This is a genomic window from Capnocytophaga sputigena, from assembly GCF_002302495.1.
GTDB classification, from domain to species: Bacteria; Bacteroidota; Bacteroidia; order Flavobacteriales; family Flavobacteriaceae; genus Capnocytophaga; species Capnocytophaga sputigena.
In genome coordinates this window covers 877,545-895,814 of the sequence record NZ_CP022379.1, presented here as the reverse complement: position 1 = coordinate 895,814, position 18,270 = coordinate 877,545, and the positions used below count along the sequence as shown (strand labels likewise).

12 protein-coding genes are annotated in these 18,270 nt (G+C 40.9%); 1 reads left to right on the top strand and 11 read right to left on the bottom strand.

Features of this window, described 5'->3' with window-relative positions; all coding sequences use genetic code 11:
• Positions 1–18: 18 nt before the first annotated feature.
• From CGC57_RS03930 to CGC57_RS03880, 11 genes are all read right to left on the bottom strand, one after another.
• Entirely contained in the window at positions 19–4,149 is a 4,131-nt protein-coding gene (locus CGC57_RS03930) for a hybrid sensor histidine kinase/response regulator transcription factor (protein ID WP_095898046.1), read from the bottom strand.
• Between the two features lie 104 nt (positions 4,150–4,253).
• The gene (locus CGC57_RS03925; protein WP_002680456.1) at positions 4,254–5,354 is read right to left on the bottom strand and encodes a DUF5017 domain-containing protein; all 1,101 of its coding nucleotides are present in this window, start codon (positions 5,352–5,354) and stop codon (positions 4,254–4,256) included.
• Position 5,355: 1 nt separating this feature from the next.
• Entirely contained in the window at positions 5,356–7,161 is a 1,806-nt protein-coding gene (locus tag CGC57_RS03920; protein ID WP_095898045.1) for a RagB/SusD family nutrient uptake outer membrane protein, read from the bottom strand.
• 13 nt (positions 7,162–7,174) lie between these two features.
• Complete coding sequence (locus tag CGC57_RS03915) at positions 7,175–10,240, bottom strand: SusC/RagA family TonB-linked outer membrane protein (protein WP_095898044.1); 3,066 nt, start codon at positions 10,238–10,240, stop codon at positions 7,175–7,177.
• Between the two features lie 222 nt (positions 10,241–10,462).
• Positions 10,463–11,227: a tryptophan synthase subunit alpha gene (trpA, locus tag CGC57_RS03910; protein ID WP_095898043.1), complete on the bottom strand. Its 765-nt coding sequence runs from the start codon at positions 11,225–11,227 to the stop codon at positions 10,463–10,465.
• A complete protein-coding gene (trpB, locus tag CGC57_RS03905; RefSeq protein WP_095898042.1) occupies positions 11,217–12,401 on the bottom strand; it encodes a tryptophan synthase subunit beta in 1,185 nt (394 codons plus the stop codon). Before trpB ends, trpA begins: the two co-directional genes overlap by 11 nt.
• A gap of 12 nt (positions 12,402–12,413) precedes the next feature.
• Positions 12,414–13,025, bottom strand: coding sequence for a phosphoribosylanthranilate isomerase (locus CGC57_RS03900; protein ID WP_095898041.1), 612 nt, complete (start codon positions 13,023–13,025; stop codon positions 12,414–12,416).
• Complete coding sequence (locus tag CGC57_RS03895; RefSeq protein ID WP_095898040.1) at positions 13,022–13,423, bottom strand: DUF4279 domain-containing protein; 402 nt, start codon at positions 13,421–13,423, stop codon at positions 13,022–13,024. The genes CGC57_RS03900 and CGC57_RS03895 overlap by 4 nt, the downstream gene beginning before the upstream one ends.
• Positions 13,424–13,472: 49 nt before the next feature.
• Positions 13,473–14,201, bottom strand: coding sequence for an indole-3-glycerol phosphate synthase TrpC (locus CGC57_RS03890; RefSeq protein ID WP_095898039.1), 729 nt, complete (start codon positions 14,199–14,201; stop codon positions 13,473–13,475).
• A 26-nt stretch (positions 14,202–14,227) separates the two neighbouring features.
• A complete protein-coding gene (gene trpD / locus CGC57_RS03885) occupies positions 14,228–15,859 on the bottom strand; it encodes an anthranilate phosphoribosyltransferase (protein ID WP_095898038.1) in 1,632 nt (543 codons plus the stop codon).
• 39 nt (positions 15,860–15,898) lie between these two features.
• Positions 15,899–17,212: an anthranilate synthase component I family protein gene (locus tag CGC57_RS03880; RefSeq protein ID WP_095899452.1), complete on the bottom strand. Its 1,314-nt coding sequence runs from the start codon at positions 17,210–17,212 to the stop codon at positions 15,899–15,901.
• A 224-nt stretch (positions 17,213–17,436) separates the two neighbouring features.
• Between CGC57_RS03880 and CGC57_RS03875 the strand changes: the two genes are divergently transcribed.
• On the top strand, positions 17,437–18,225 hold the full coding sequence (locus CGC57_RS03875) for a tetratricopeptide repeat protein (protein ID WP_095898037.1): 789 nt from the start codon (positions 17,437–17,439) through the stop codon (positions 18,223–18,225).
• Positions 18,226–18,270 lie beyond the last annotated feature (45 nt).

Here is an 18,270-nt window from a genome sequence, read left to right as displayed (position 1 = left end):
AGGTATCTATTTTACCTCTTATCTCTTACCTGAAATAAATTCTGAGGGTGATACCCCAAATTGTTCTTTAAAAGCTCTTGTGAAATATGACGGACTATCGATTCCTACTTCGTAGCACACTTCACTGATGAGTTTATCGGTAGTTTTGAGCAGTTCGGCAGCTTTGTCTAAGCGTATTTTGCGAATGTAGTTTGCCAAGGTAAGCTCGGTAGCTTGTTTGGCAAAGCTGTACAACTTAGTGCGGTTCATACCGAGTTCAAGGCAGAGGTTATCTACCGAGAAATGTGGGTTTTGCATATTGGTCACTACTAAGTGAGTGAGCTTGTCTAATTGTTCTTGTTGTTTTTTATCAATTACCTTTTGACGAATATTCTCAATAGGAGCGTGCTGTTTGCTCTTGTTGAGCAAGTTGCGCACATTGGTTTTGAGTAGTTTCACATCAAAAGGTTTCGTAAGGTAGGCATCAGCACCTAACTCAATTCCTTCTATTTGCGATTCTATTTGCGATTTTGCGGTGAGTAAAATCACAGGGATAAAGCAAGTTTGTAGGTTCTTTTTCAAGATAGCACAAAGCTCAAATCCGTCAATTTTAGGCATCATCACATCCGATATGACCAAATTAGGAAAATGCTGATTGCACTTCTCAATCGCTTGTTCGCCATCGGAGGCGAGAATGATGTTGTACTCTTTGATAAAGATGTTTTTGAGTATCATCAGTACCTCGTGATTGTCGTCCACTAAAAGCAAGGTAGGTTTATCTTCCTGAGGCAAATTTACAAATTCATCTTCTTCATCGTTTAGATGTTCATACTCAACCGCATAGTCCGATAAGTATTCTTTTAGCTGAAAAGCACTGTCTTGCAATTTCTGTTCCGGCAATAGGTAACTATCGTCCATAGGGAAAGTGATGATCACTTCGGTACCTACATTAGGCTTACTGCTAATGATAATCCCACCGCGATGCGCTTCAACTAATGATTTTACCAAAGAAAGTCCGATGCCTGAGCCCACTCTTTTCTGTCCTTGTCCCTCTACACGGTGGAAGCGTTCAAAGATTTCGGGCAAGGCTTCTTTTTCAAGTCCTACCCCCTCGTCTTCTACTTTCACGATGAGTTGTTTGCCAGCTAAGGTGCGTGTAGTGTTCTCAAAAGTATTCTTGTAGAGCGGTGTAACTTCGTTTAAGTTACCCACTGATACTGATAGCTTTATAGTGCTGCTCGCATTGGAGTACTTAATGGCATTGGAGAGAATATTAGAAAGAATCTTACTAAAATATTTCTCGTCTAACCACAACTTCACTTCTTGTTCAGGCAGTGTTAATTGCAGTGTTATCGCTACTTGGTTTGCCCACTCCTTAAACTCGTTGTAGATGGATTGTACATAGCTATTTACTGAAATGTAATTAGCCTTCAACTGAGGGGTGTATACATCCATACGGTGTATTTCAAGGAGTTCGTTCACCATATTGCTGAGTTTGCCCGTATTGCGTTTAAGAGTATGTACATACTTATTGGTGGGCATTTCCTCTTCCATTTCGGTTACTGCGTGGCTCATAAGGGTAAGAGGGGTGCGGAACTCGTGAGAGACATCCGTAAAGAACTGCATTTTCATTTGCATAAGTTCTTCTTTATGGCGCTCTTTTTCCTCTTGTACAGCTATGGTATGCTTCATTTGTGTCCATCGGATAAAGTAACGAAATCCTATAAATAACAAGGAAACTAAAATGATTGCATACAACAAATACGCCCACCACGTGAGCCAAAAAGGCGGTTTAGAAACTACAATAAGCTCGGTTTGCGCTCCGCTCCACTGTTGCCAATCGCCTACCTCCACTAATAGTTTATAGGTGCCATAAGGCAGTTTTTGATAGGTAGCGTGAGGTACTTCGGTATTCGCAGCGATATAGTGCCAATCGGTGTCGTAATCTTCAAGTTTATAACGATAACGCAGGTGTTGAGGTGCTTTGTAGGAAAGGGTTGTGAAATAAACTGAAAAGTTGTTGTTAGGATAGCCTATAGTGAGAGTGTTAGTAAACTCTATAGCCGAATTGACAACCTTCCCATTATTCTCAAACCTACTAAAATGTGCTTTCAGTTTTGCCGATACAGGTATTTGTGCTTGTGGTTTGAAATAGTTAAAGCCGTGAGAGCCTCCAAAGTACAAATTCCCTTCAGCATCTTTGCAAGAGGAAGCTGTACCAAAACTATGTCCTTGCAAGCCATCGCTATTGTTGAAAGCTGCAAAACGTTTTAGCTTTGTATCAAAGAAACTCAAATAGAAACCTCCACACCACACATTGCCAAAAGCATCTACTTCTACACTTTCGATATCATTAGAGGTAGCCCCTTCATCTATGCCGTAATGTTCGGCAGTATAAGCAGGAGTTCCGTTGGCGTTATCGGTGAAGATAACCTTGTTGAGCCCGCTGCCCATAGTGCCTATCCAATAAGTATCTTTGTCTTTATCAATTGCCCAAAGATAATTGCTACTGAGGCTGTGAGAGGTTTGAGTATCGGCAGCGTATTTGAGCACACGCACTACTTCACCTTTAGCATTAAGTTGCAATCGGTTTAAGCCCATTACCGAGGTTATCACCAATTCATTTTTGGCTTTATCCACATATATTTTGTGGAGCTTGTTAGTAGATAACCTACGAGGTTCGGGAGTTGCTTCGGTAAAGGCATAGATATTTTGCCATTGTCCATTTCGCTCCTCAAAGCATTCTAAACCAGAATAGGTGGTAATCCACAAACGTTGAAAGGAATCGAGTTTGATATCAAAAATATAATCTTTACACTGCGGTTGAAAAGAACTGATGATGCGTCTACTCTGTTTATCAATCACAAATACACGTTCGCGAACCGATACGTACAAATGTGCTTTATCGCTCTGAATACTCGTGACGTTAGGTGAAAGTTCGGTAGCATTGCAATAAGGTTCTTCTAATTGCTGCTTGCGGGTATCAAAACGAATAACCCCTCCAAACTTATTGCCTATATACACATAACCATCGGGGTCGTAGTGCATTGTACTCACAAATTCCGACCCTACTTTACTTTGGGGTTTTATCCATACTGTTTTGAAGAACGCATCGCGCGTGCTGCTGTAGGATACGCCATTAGACCAAGCTGATACCCACAAATTGCTGTCCTTGTCTAAGAACACACTATTGATATGATTGCTTGCTGAATACGGATTGGAAGGTGAATGGCTATGTGTTTTTAGCAGGTTGAGCGTGTTTTTATCTAACTGAAAGATACTCTCTTCATTCACTACCCACACGTATTGGCTACCCACATCTAGTGAAAGCAGATGCTCGTTTAAAGCAAATTCTTTTTTAGCAACTATAGTATAGGTGTTGTTAGAATTACAAGCGTATTTCACCAAACTATCACGGTAAATCACCCATAAATAACCATCGGTATAGAGCATCTTTACGATACCTGAACCTATGTTGTTCACCTTTTCGGGTAGGGCTTTTAGTGTGCCTTTTTCAGGAACGTAAGCCGATAACCAAGGGAAACCCGAAAGCCACACTTCTCCTTTCTCGCTCACCGCTATTTGCGGATTGAGTTGCGAAGTAGTGAGTTGTGAGGCAGAGCCCATAGGCAATGTTTTTAGCGTAAGTGTTTTCTTATGCTGATTCCACACTACCTTAGCACGCCTAATTTGGTTTTCGCTCAAAAGCCAAAGTTCATTGTTTGTGCCTTTTTGTAAGAGTTTTACTTTGGTATAGAAAGCTAAATCAAGAGGGTCGTCTATTTTGAAATTGATAAACTGTTTGAGGTGTATATCAAAGCAAGCTACTCCTGCTTCGGTAGCTACCCAAAGATAACGCCCCATAGGTTGCAGGCTATACACACGATTGTAGTACACCGAATTGATAGGGTCTTGCTCGTACTTATAGGCATCAAGGGTATAGCCATCAAAACGGTTGAGACCGCGATGCGTGCCTAACCAAATAAAGCCCAACGAATCCTGAGCAATGCAAGTAACGTTGTCGTGCAACAAGCCTTCATTGCGTGTGAGATGGTGGAAAAGGAAAGTTTCTTGCGCTTGTAGCTTTATCCACAATCCTTCTCCTAAGAAAATAGAGGAAAGAAAATACCACAACAACAGGATTCGCAAGAGCTTTATCAATCTATTCATTTGTCAGTTTCATTATTCATTTAGAGCGCAAAAATATTAAACAATTGACAATTAACAATTAATAATTAACACAATTGTCATTCGTAACTCGTCATTCGTAATTATTACGGTGTTACGGTGATTTTGATAGTGCGATATTCGTTGTTGTACTTGTATTCGTTAGCACTTACAGCACCTACATCAGTTTTGTAGCCATCTTTGGAATAGCTTTTAAAACCACTGCTACTGCCTACTACCACAACCTCATAAGTACCTGCTTTGTCATACTTGTGAGTGTATTTGGTTACCCCAGAATTATCGGTAATGGTAATACCTTTTCCTGTATCGAAAGCCTTATAATCAATAGAACCAAATTTTGCTGATTCAACAAAGTAATCGCCTATATAGCCGATATTAGCCCCTACAGTAGTAAACAAAATCTGAATATAAGAAAGCGTTGCCATTTTTTTGTTTACAGCACTTTCCCACGCTGCGATGGTACGACCGATATCAAAAGTGTAATCAGTATATTCTGTCTTAGGAGTTACAAACAAATCCCAAACAGTATCATCTTTGAAAGTTACAGCTGTTTCTCCTTCAGCGATACCTCCTAAACGTATCACGATAGGGAATTTAGTTTCTTCAGGGTGTTCACTTTCGTCGTTTGCACTTTTTAGAGTAGTTGTCGCAAACTTCATTCGCAGTGTCATTTTTTTATCACTTCCTACTTTGGTGTTTACGTTCAATCGCAAAGCCTCATACCACCAGTTAGGGTGTTTGGCATTCACTTTCACTACATTTTTACCTATGGTAGCATCGGTTACTACTTCGGCTTGACTGCCAACTAAGTTATTACCGCTATTGGCATTACGCACTTCAAAAGCGCCATCGGCTAAAGTAGTGCTCCCTACTTGTGTAGAAGTAAAATCTACTTTGTAAGGTTTCACATCAGGGTCGGTAGGGCGATAGTTTTTACCTTGCAATTCCTCAGAAGTCTTTCCTTTGAGTACATTGTCTATACTCTTTAGGTAATCGTGTCCTTCATCACCGGTGTAGATAGCCAAAGCATTTACATTGTGATGAATTGTAAAAGTTACGGGGTCGCCTACCCTTACTTGGGTTTTATCGGCTGTTACTGATAGGTCTACATCTTCGGGTTTATCCTTAGTGCAACCACCTAAGGCCGTGAGTAACAACCCGCTAATGAGTAATATATGTGTTTTCATTTTAGTATCCAGGGTTTTGAGTTAAATTCTTATTTGCGTCTAATTCGCTAAGCGGAATAGGTAACAATTGATGATAAGGGCGAACATTCTCAGGAGCAGCAGGTGCAGGAATACGGCGTTCTTCTCCACTGATAAACGGATTGTTGATACGCCAATTTTGCAAGGCTTGTACCAAGATACCACGGCGTACGAGGTCACACCAGCGGTCGGTAGTTTCTCCTACAAGCTCGCGAGCGCGTTCGTTCAATATTTCGGTGCGGAAAGCGGTATAGTCATCGCTGTAATGTTTGGCTGTCCACATAGCAGTACCTGCGTAGTCATAGCCATAAGATGATGTTTTCCAATCGGGGACTGCTGTATTTACATCGTTGATATGAGTTTTATCCAAATCACGAGGCAAGGCATCGCGGTGTACGATGCGTCCGCCTGCTTTGTTAGAAATACGAGCGCGTTTGCGCACTAAGTTCACTGCATCGTAAGCACTTTGCACGTTGGTGCCATTCATCGCTAAAGAAGATGAGGGTGTATAAGCTCCAGGTGAATGATTAACTTCGTTATAAGCCTCTGCATAAATGAGGAGTACATCCGCAAAACGGAGGAGAGGCTCGTCCATACCAAAGTTTTTATAGTTATAGGAAGAGGCATCGGCTAATGGAAAGCGGCGGAATTTACCGATACTCCACATCACCCAGTTGTTGTTTTCGGTAGCGCTACTGAGGGGTTGATCTACACGGGTATCCCAATAGATTTTATAATCCCATCCCCATATTTTACCGTTGTCGAGCACTTGCACACGGGGGCAGTTCCACAATCGGCGAATAGAGTCGGAGGGTTCATAAATCATACGATGGTAATCGGAACTGGAAATGTTATCCCACGAGCCACCTAAGTTTTCATTACCTCTCATTCCGTAAAGCATCCCTGTGAGGGTACCAGTATCGTCGCCTGTAAGACCTTGTACGCACCATATCACTTCTTTAGGGGCTTCACTTACTTTGGTTTTAGCGTTGAATACATCGGGATAGTATTCCACTAATTGATAGCGACCGCCTTGTATGACCTCTTTGGCGTAATTCATTGCTTTGGTGTAGTTTTCAGTAGCTGAACCGAGTATTTCACGTCCGTCGCGTTGTGCTACTGAGGCGAGCCACAAGTGTACTTTAGCTAAGAAACCGCGGCAAGCATCTTTGGTAATACGTCCGTATTGATAACCATTGCCCGTATCACCTTTTTCGGCTACGTGATCCATTGCATAGATAAAATCGGCAATAATTTGCTCAAACACTTGCTTTTGTGGGGTACGAGATACTTTGAGGTCGTTGAGTGATTTGGTTTCTTTCACAACCAAAGGCACATCACCAAACCAGCGCACCAAATCAAAATACAAGTAAGCACGCACACCACGAGCTTCGCCTACATAACGTTCCCAATTGTTGATGCGACCTTGGTGTTCGGTTACATTATCGATTACTGAGTTACAGTTTTTAATAGCGGCATAATGCTGTTGCCACATTTGGGTAATATAATCGTTGTCTGACCCGAATTTGTAGTTACGCAAGCCTCCTCCTTCATCCCAATCGGCGCGTTTGGCAAGGTCAGTACTGATTTGTTTGGTACCGTGTCCTGTAACATATACATCGGTGAGGTAACGGTAAGTGCCGTTCATTGCTTGGCGAGCATCCAACTCATTTTCATAGAAAAATTGAGAAGTAGGAGTACTCTTGGGGTCTTCTTCCAAGAACTTGGCACAGCTGCTCAATCCGAGGCTTACCCCTATTGCTATAATGGTTGTAATATGTAATTTCATAATCTATAAATTTTTAAAAACCAACTTCTACTGAGAATAAAACCGATGTAGGTCGTGGGTACGGACTCATATCAAGCCCTGGTGCTAAACGAGCTATGGTGCCATAACCTGTATTAGCTTCGGGGTCAAAACCTGAATAACGTGTCCAAAGAGCGAGGTTAGTACCTGTTACCCCTATGCGCAATTTGTTGAGTTTATAAGGCTCTAATACCTCCTTAGGCAAATTGTAGCTGAGACTCACGGTTTGCAAACGCAAGAATGAACCATCTTCTACCAAGTCGCTGCGGAAAGCGTTTTCAGCCCAGAAACCACCTCCAAAGAGTGGGAAGTTGCGGTCGGGGTGAGCTTCCGACCACACGTTGTTATAAACACTTTGTGTGATATTGTCGATATTCTTAGTGCCAGTCAGGTAGTAAGCGTTACCATTTACTACATCGTTGCCATACGACCAGCGCAAGAAAGCGTATAATTCCCAGCCTTTATAGGAGAAAGTGTTGCCTATACCCCCTGTATGTAATGGGTTTACATCGGCTACTGGCACACGGTCGTTAGTATCGATTACACCATCGTGGTTGATGTCTTTCACTCGCAAACCTCCTAAAGCTACGTTAGGACCTGGTTGTGCATTGTCCACTTCGTTTTGGTTGTGGAATACACCATCGGCTACATAACCATAGTAAATACCCACTGGCATACCTACGCGCAAAAGCACATCACTTTTGATTTTGGAGTTGATGCCACGGTCGTAAAACTGTTGATACTGACCTTCGTCTAATGAAAGGATTTTGTTTCGGTAGAAAGAAATATTGAAATCAGTTGTCCATTTGAAATCGCCATCACGCAACCATTGTGCATTGAAACTTACTTCGAGACCTTTGTTTTCCATTGAACCTGCATTCTTCCACGCTTTTTGGAATCCTGAAGTAGAAGGGATATTCACTTCTAAAAGCATATCGTCTATGCGTTTGTAGTACAATTCGGTAGAAAAGGTGTAGCGGTTTTTGAGGAAGGACAAATCTAAACCGATATTATATTGCTTTTGGCTTTCCCATTTGAGGTTATCGTTAGCAATATTGCTGGTATAACGACCGATTTCCACTTTGTTACCGTCTAAAACTACTTTATTTTTAGCGAGTTGCGCTAAAGATTGGTAAGATGGGATTTGGTTGTTACCTGTCATACCAAAACTACCGCGCAAACGCAAATTGGAAATAGCTTCTATTTTTTTGATAAAGTCTTCTTCGTGAGCATTCCAAGCTAAAGAAATAGCAGGGAAATAACCGTATTTGTTATTCTTACCAAATTTAGAAGAACCATCAGCACGCAAAGAAGCATTGAGCACATACTTGTTGTTATAACTATAAGTTGCTCTACTGATGTAGGATACTAATTGGTTGCCATCATAAGTGTACAAAGGCGCATAGGTTACTAACCCTTGGTTGATACCCCAAATACCTTGTTTGGTATCCTCGAAGTTGGTAGATTTGTTATAAGTATAATCTGTCCAATACTTATTGGCTTCAAAAGCGCCCATTATAGAAAAATAGTGCTTATTGATGCTTTTAGAGTACTGCAAGCGAGCTTCGTATACCCAGCTGTTCTCATTGCGATTAGAGAGTTCCATACGTCCGCGTTCTGATTGTCCAAACCAAGTATCAGGACCCCAAAAACGGTCTTGACCAATAGTGTGCAAGCGGTAAGAAGCGCTGGTGTTAAAACTCAAATCTTTGAGCAGTTGATAACTGAGGTATACATTGGCGTTGAGCTCGTTGTATTTGGTATTGATATCCACTTGGTCTACTGCTACCTTAGGGCTCATTGTGCGAATGTTAGGATAGCTCATCAGGGTGCCAAAACCAGGGTAGTCTAAGAAAGGAGAAGTTTGCAAAGCCCTGAGTACCACTCCATTTTGAGACCAATCACTCACAGGATTTTTATCCTTAGAAACGGCATACGAAAGGTTGATACCTGCATTCATCTTGTCGTTAATTTTCTGTGAGAGGTTGAGGCGTGAAGTAAAGCGGTTGAAAGCAGAACGCTTGATAAGTCCTTTTTGGTTGAGATAGCCCACAGAAAGCATATAACGGGTTTGGTCGGTACCCCCCATAATGCTACCGTTAGCTTCGTTTTTAGTACCTGTTTGGGTAACTTCTTTCAACCAATCTTTCACAGCAGGGTGATTCCAGCCTTTTTCAGCAATCATTCGTTGCCAAAAGTCTATTTGAGGTTGGTTGCCCCAAGTGCCATAGTCGAGCATTTTGTGAGTGTAATCTTCAGCACTGAGCACCTTCAAAGGGATATTAGGCATCATTTCAATGGAACTTGCATAGCTGAAGTTAAATTTAGGTTTAGCGAGTTCCTTGCCTTTTTTGGTGGTGATAAGTACTACCCCATTAGAACCATTAGATCCATAGATAGCTGCTGCAGCGGCATCTTTGAGGATTTCCATCGACTCAATGTCGTTAGGGTTCAAACCGAGCAAAGGGTTGGTAGCCACATCGTCATTGGTATTGGTTACCCTTTGAGTAGGCATTGGCACCCCATCGATAACAAATAGCGGTTGCGTACCTCCTGTGATGGAGTTTACCCCGCGAATTCTAAAGGTGAGTCCGCTGGTAGCAGAACCATCAGAAGAGATGATTTGCACCCCGCTCACTTTACCTTGCAACGCTTGCAATACTTGTGACGGACTGCTTTGGGCGATATCTGCCATCTTCACCGAAGCTACTGCCGTAGAAATATCGCTTTTCCGTTGAGTACCGTACCCTACAATTACTACCTCGTCCATTTGAGTTACTTCAGGAGAGAGCGTTATTTTAAAGGTACGCGTTTTGCCTACGGCTATGGTTTTTGGCTGATACCCTATATAGCTCACTACGAGTTTATCAGTAGAGAGTACATTCAAGGAAAAACGCCCATCCAAATCAGTAGCCGTACCTGTGTGCGCTGGCTCTACTACTACCGTCGCACCAGGAAGGGGTTGTTGGTTTTCATCAGTAACGACCCCCGTAATGGTTACTTTTTGTGCCAACATCGGGATGCTGAACAACAAAATACAAATGCTAATGATGTTTTTCATTATACAAAAATTTAAAGTTTTTTCTTTGCGACAAAATTAAGAATTGATTAACAAAGTACTCTTTACCTATTGTACGTTTTTCTTTACTAAAGTTTGTTTTTCTTACGAAAACGTAAGTAATCAGTAAGTTAGGAAAGCAGTCGTTAATGACTAATCGTTAAAAAAAACTTTGTTAAAGTCGTTAGACTCTAACAAAGTTACTCGTTATTTGTTACCCAAATGTTACCTAAATAGTTCTTCAATTTCTTTCATAGTTTTTGCTACATCATTGTTTTGGGTGAGAATGACGATGCTCGTACCTACAATCACTCCATCGGCGTAATGGCGCATCGTTTGTACATCACTATTCGTTTTGATGCCAAATCCTAACGCTACAGGTAGGGTGGTATGTTGCTTGATGTTGGTAATGAACTGTTCCAATTTACCTAAATCAACCTGTTTGCTACCCGTTACCCCCAAAGACCCCACAGCATATACAAAGCCACCTTTAGCCAAAGAAGCGATTTTAGCAATGCGATCGCCAGAAGTTACACTCACCAAAGGAATAAAAGCAATGTTATGAGCGTTTAGCAGTTGTGCTACTTCGGTGGCTTCTTCATAAGGCAAATCGGGGATAATCATACCTTTGATACCTATTTCAGCACTTTGCTTTACAAAGGCTTCTACTCCATAAGCAAAAACGAGATTGTAATACACTAAAAACACTAAAGGCTTATGTATTTTTTCTTTTACTGAATTGAGAAGGTCAAACACTACATCGGTAGTAACCCCTGCTTGTGAGGCAGCAAATGAAGCTTCAGCAATGTGTTTACCATCGGCTAAGGGGTCGGAATAGGGAATGCCTATTTCCAAAATATCAATAGCCGAGTCGTCTAACTTCGTGAGAAATTCTTTTGTAAATTGAGTAGAGGGGTAGCCTGCTACTATATAGCCGATATTAACGTTTTTCTTTTCGGCAAAAATATCTGTTATAGTTTTATATTTCATCTTTTTCTCCTTTTAATACTGAAAAAACAGTGTGCATATCTTTATCACCTCTACCCGATACATTTACTACTATAGTTTGATTAGCAGGCAAGGTGGGGCATAATTTTTCTAAATACGCCAAAGCGTGAGCACTTTCAATGGCAGGGATAATTCCTTCAGAACGAGTGGTGCGCACAAGAGCCTCCATAGCCTCCGCATCGGTGATAGGTATATATGTAGCTTTACCACTTTCAAAGAGATAGGCGTGCTGAGGTCCTACCCCAGGGTAATCAAGTCCAGCCGAAATAGAATGTACCGGACTTATTTGTCCGTACTTATCTTGTAAAACATAAGTTTTCATTCCGTGAATAATACCTTCTTTGCCTAAAGTGAGGGTAGCAGCGTGCATATCGGTATCAATACCGTAACCACCTGCTTCCACTCCGTAGAGGTGTGTAGTATCATCATCTAAAAATCCTGAAAAGATGCCAATGGCATTACTACCACCACCTACACAAGCAATTACGTGATCGGCGTGCAAGCCTAAAGCACTAAGTTGCTCACGGCATTCTGTACCTATAATCGATTGAAAATCTTTTACCATTGAAGGGTAGGGGTGAGGACCTACTGCCGAGCCTATCACGTAGAACACTGTTTCAATCTCAGCTACCCACGATTGAATAGCAGCGGTAGTCGCTTCTTTAAGCGTTTTAAGTCCGTCGTGAATGGCTACTACGTGTGCGCCCAAGAGTTCCATACGGAAAACATTTAGCTTTTGGCGCTCCATATCTACTGCACCCATATACACATCGCATTCCAATCCTAAGAGAGCCGCCGCAGTAGCGGTTGCCACCCCGTGTTGTCCTGCACCAGTTTCGGCAATCACTTTTTTCTTGCCCATACGTTTGGCAAGCAATACTTGCCCCAGAGCATTGTTAATCTTATGAGCTCCAGTATGGTTGAGGTCTTCGCGTTTCAGGTAAATCTGCTGACCGTAGTGCGCACTTAAGTTTTTGGCGTGATAAAGGGGGGTAGGACGACCTACATAGTTTTTGAGTAGGTCGTTTAGTTCTTCCTGAAAGGTAGGGTCGGCTTTGGCTTTAAGGTATTCGGATTCTAATTCGTTTAAAGCGAACATAGCGGTTTCAGGCACGTATTGTCCTCCAAATTTACCAAAATAAGATTTTGTATTCATTATGTTAATTTTCTAATCTGCTAATTTACTAATTATCTTTTCCACAAGTGAGCGATTTTTGCGGTGGTTGCATTCTACTTTGCTGTTCACATCTAATATTGCAGGATGATAACACAAGGCTTCTTGTACATTATTTACCTCAAGACCTCCTGCTAAAATATAAGAATAAGGCGATAGGTTTTTAAGTATTTCCCAGTTAAATCGAGTGCCGTTACCACCTTCAGCAATGCCTTTGGTATCGAATAAAGGATATTGAATATAAGGATGATAGGGAGTAATATCAGGTAAAGCATCGTACACTGAAAAGGCTTTCCAAAGAGTGTAGCCTGCGTTGTGTAAGGAGCTGCAATCTTCAACGCTTTCATTGCCGTGTAGTTGCAGTATATCAATGTTTGTTTGTTGCTGAATTTGTTGCAGTTCGTGTATAGGGGTATTCACAAATACCCCTACTGCCACTTTGCCAACTGAGTGTATTTCAGTAACTATATCTTTTGCTAAATCCACACTCACATAACGCGGACTTTTAGGCGTAAAGATACAGCCGAAGTAATCAATAGGCAAATCCTTCAGTTCTTGGATTTCACTAAGAGAGCGAATTCCACATATTTTTAGTTGAGTGGTCATTTGTAAAAATACTGGTCTATATCAATCTCACCATTGAGTTGATGAAGTATATCAAGAATAGTAGTTTCAAAAGTCAAAGCTGCATTTATTTCATAGTGATTTACACAAAACCGTAATTGAGTGGTAAGTTGATGAGCTTTGATAAAAGCTGAAAGTTCTTTTAAAACAGGTTTTATCATTTGCTCAAATTCAGCTAAACAATCTTCAATAAGCAATGTTTCTATAGGAGCAAATTTGTATTCCCAAAAAGTTTCTTCACTAATGCGATACTTCAGTTGGTCTCCTTTATAGGCTTGATCTGTAGGAGTTACTCCTATAATGCGAGTGAGTTGCTCAATATCAAACATTTCACCATACACAATAAAAGTAAGTTTTATATTAGTTTTTTCTTTTGTCATCTTATCTCTCGTAATTTGCAACTCGTTCCTCGTCATTCGTCTCTCGTCATTAAAAAATCTCTCCTTTCATTAGGGCTTCTCCTATTAAAAGGGCATCAACGCCTAAACTTTCGGCATATACAATATCTTCTTTATTGTGATAGCCACTTTCGCTTACTATCAATAGTTCTTCTCGTTGGCTTTTGGGAATCGCTTTCAGTAGTTGCTCTGTTGTTTTGAGCGATACCTCGAAAGTATTGAGATTGCGATTATTGATACCTAAGAGTTCTAAATCAGGCACTTGTAAAGCGCGTTGTAGTTCTTCTTTATTGTGAACTTCTACTAATACTTCTAAATCCAAAGAATGAGCTAACAGATGCAAGAACATCAGCTCATCATCAGTAAGCATACGTACAATCAGCAAAATTGCCGAAGCTCCTAAACTCTTGGCGTGGAATACCTGAAAAGGGGTATAGATAAAATCCTTGCGGAGGATAGGCATCGTAGGGAAAGCTTTGGCTACAATGGGAATAAAAGCGTTATCTCCCTTAAAGTGAGCTTCTTCAGTGAGGATAGAAAAGGCAGCTACGCGGTTATTTGCGTAGTGTTGAGCTTGCTTTAGAAGGTCGAAATCTTCTGTTGCTATTTGTCCTTTAGAGGGAGAAGCACGTTTAATTTCACCAATAATGCTAATGCTAGGTTGTTGTATAGCCTGCGTTAAATAAGGGCGCGCCCATTCTTCTATTTCACGATGTAATTGTATTTCGCGTTGTTCTTTGATTTTAGAAAGAATATCCATAAATGAAACCTGTTAATTATTAATTGTTAATTGTTCATTGTTAATTGATAATAGTTCCATACTTTTCCACTCCTTAATGCTTCTTCAATAAGAGGTTTAGCTTCAGCGGGGTGTTTTACTACATTGGCGGTATAGAGAGCAAACATTGCGTTGAGTATCACGATATCGGCTTTAGCACCGCGCTCTTCACCTTTGAGAGTGCGACGTAGTATCTCAGCGTTTTCAGTAGGCGTGCCACCTTGTATATCAGTGTGAAAAGCACGCTTAAAGCCAAACATTTCAGGCGCTATGGTATACTCTAGTATTTGTTTACCCTTTACCTCTACAATCTTAGTCTCATCACAAATACTTATTTCATCTAAACCATCATTGCCACGCACTACTAAAGCGTGTTCGCGTCCTAAAAGCTGTAGTGTTTCAGCATAGAGGCGCATCACGGGCTCGTGATATAAACCTACTAATTGGTATTTTAGTTTTGTATTGGGGTGTAACAGAGGTCCTAATACATTGAACACCGTACGGATACCCAAACGTTGTCGCACTTCACGTACTTCGCCTACTAAGTTATGGAAGAAAGGTGCGTGGAAGAATGCTAATCCGTTTTTCTCCAAGCTATCTAATTGCTTCATCAAGTTGCTTTCCATCGCAATACCAAGCTCTCCTAACACATCGGTACTGCCACTTTGGCTTGTAACCGACCTGTTGCCGTGTTTCGCTACTTTCACGCCTAAGGCAGCTACTATAAAGGCTACCGTGGTAGAAATGTTAATAGTTTTGAGTCCGTCGCCTCCTGTACCACAGAGGTCTATCATTGGTCTTGGGTCGGCAAAGGTGGTGCTATATGCCAAGATGTTGCGCACGAAGGCAGTAAGTGATTCTGGATATAAACTTTTTTCGCTGATAAGCACTAAGAGCGCGCCTAATTGTACGATGTCGTACTGCTTGCTGTGCAATACCTCACATATCTGTTTGAAATCGCTATCGCCTAACGGCTGATTTTCTTGCAGTTTCTTCAAAGCTGTTTTGAACACTTCATTGGCGTAGGCTTTGGCTTTTTCCTCAGTATTTTGAACGCTTTGAACAGCTTGTGTTCCTATCAAAAAGTTCTTGAGTATATTTTTGCCGTATTCAGTAAAAAACGATTCAGGGTGAAATTGAATACTGTGAATAGGCTTTGTTTTGTGTTGTAATGCCATAATTACCCCATCGTCCGAGAGGGCAGTAATGATAAGTTCCTGTGGCAAGGTGTCTTTATCTACATATAGCGAGTGGTAACGCATCACGCTAAACTGCTGAGGCAAGCCTTTAAACAATACCGATTGTGGTTCGGTAACGGTAAGCACAGAAGTCTTGCCGTGTAAAGGCACTTCTAATCGTTTTACAGTGGCACCGTGCACCAATCCAAACGCCTGATGCCCTAAACAGATACCTAAAATAGGAATATCGGTAATTTCTTTTAGTATTTCCAAACAAATCCCACTGTCCTTAGGGTGTTTAGGTCCTGGTGAAAGCACTATACGTGAGGGCTTTAGAGCGCGTATCTCGGCAAGAGTGAGTTGGTCATTGCGCACAGTACGTACTTCTTCATCAGTGAGTTCACCGAGGTATTGTGCTACATTAAAAACAAATGAATCGTAATTATCTATTAGTAAAATCATTTTTAGTTGTTAGGTTTTAGTCATTAGTTATAGTCCTTTTTACGGATTGCCCTCCTCTCCTTGGTAGAGGGGTTGGGGGTGTAGATTGCAATTCTTCTCAAACACTTTCACTACCGAAGCTCTTTTGTGTTGTATTTCAGCATATTCTTTTTCAGGGATAGAATCGTAAACAACTCCTGCTCCAGCTTGTATAAATACACGGGTGTATTCTTTCTCTTCAAAAGCTGTTTTCTCAAAAAAAGCACTGCGTATCACAATAGCGAGCTGTACGTTGCCGTTGAAGTGTAAAAAACCAATACCTCCTCCATACACATTGCGCCGGTATTTTTCCAGTTCAGCAATGATTTCCATAGCGCGTATTTTAGGCGCTCCACTCAGCGTGCCTGCAGGGAATACGGCTCCAATCACCTCAAAAAGCGATACCTCTTTGCGCTTGCGACCGTACACATCGGTTACTATGTGCATCACGTGTTCTAACTGCTTGATGTGCATCATATTCTTCACCTGCACGGTACCTTTCTCAGCAAAGCGCCCTATATCGTTGCGTGCCAAATCAACCAGCATTCGGTGCTCAGAACACTCTTTAGGGTCGGCGAGAAGTTCTTGTGCCAAACGGGCGTCATCGTTGGCATCTTTACCACGTGGACGTGTACCAGCGATAGGTGCTATATACATAGTTTCCGAGTTCATTTCTACTAATATTTCAGGACTTGACCCCACCACCTCTCCATAAGGAGTAGGGAAGAAAAACATATAAGGAGAGGGATTGGCTTTGCTGAGTAGTTTATAAAATTCTAAAGAGTTGAGGTTGCTTTCCAAACAGAGTTGTTCGCTTAATACCACTTGAAAAATATCGCCAGCACGTAGGTATTCCTTAGCTTTTTCAACAATCTTGTAGAAGTGTATTTGCTCTTCATTCAGGTCGGTATTGATGTGATAAAAAGGTTTTTCAACAGTATCCAGAGGCTCTGCGTTCATTTCTTCCAAAAAGTTGAAATATAATACTTCATCGCCGTAAAAAGAGTACACTTTATTCACTTTGGAATAATGCAAATAGGCTTTTGCATTCGCAAATACAAAAGCGGGAAACTCGTATTGTGCTTGCTCTTGTGTGGGAATATTTTCAAAAAAATGAATTGATTCATAGCCTAATACCCCAAAAAGTCCCGCAAAGGGCGCGATGGGTGTTTGTTGCTGGTAATTGGCTTGCAAAGAGGTGTAATTATGACTGTAAGCATCGAAGTAATCGCAATCTATCCCAATGATAATCTGATGAATATCTTCTGCTAAGTAAGAATTTCTAAAGCGTTTTCGTATAGCAGAAAAATAATATAATGGTTCTTTTATCAGCATAAAAAAATTTTCTTTGAAACGACAAAAGTAAAAAATAATCAGCAATTTTGCAAATTTTAGTAATGAGTTGTTGGTAATTAGAAGCATCTCATTCACCTTGTCCTAAATTCTTCAACATTATCCAAAAAACTCAACTTCTCCCCAAACCCTCTAAAAAACTAAAACTTTTTTTGTCAATTCAAATAATTGTCGTACTTTTGCCGAACTTTAATTGAAAATTATATATGGCAACTTACAAAAAGAACAACAACCGACCTAATAGAAACAGAAATACCGAGCAACTCGACGAAGCTCAAGAAGCTCAATTACACCAAGAAAGCACTACTGCTGAGGTATTCGATGCCCTCGATGCAGGCGCTAATCGTACCGAAGATTGGGTAAAAAGAAATCAGAAAATTATTATCGGAGTTCTTGTAGCTGTAGCAGTAGTAGGCTTAGGCTATTTGCTCTATCAACAATTTGTAAAGGCTCCTAACGAAAAGAAAGCTGCTAACGAATTCTTCTTCGCTCAACAATTTTTTGATGAAGCTATGCAAGCTACCGATGCAAGAGCTAAAGATTCTCTCTTCAAAGTTTCTATCGAAGGCGGTAAAGGTAAATATGGCTTCCAGCAAATCGCTCAAAACTATAGCGGTACCAAAGCTGCTAACTTAGCTGAGTATGGTATGGGTATGGCTTATATGCGTTTGCGTGACTACAACAACGCTATCAACCACCTCAAAAAATTCAATTCTGATGATGATATTTTCGGTGCTTTGGCTTATGGAAACATAGGTGATGCTTACCTCCAACAAAAAAATAATGCCGAGGCTCTCAAATACTACATCAAAGCCTTTGAACATAGCAACAACGATTTTGTAACTCCTATATACCTCAAAAAAGCAGGTATCGTAGCTTCTCTACAAGGTAAAAAAGACGACGCTCTCAAATACTACGAGCGCATCAAAGATGAATTCCCTACTTCAGAAGAAGCTCGTACTATCGATATCCTTATCGGAAAAATCAGTCAATAAAACAAGATAAGAATAAAAGGTAGAAGATGAACATTCTTACCTCTT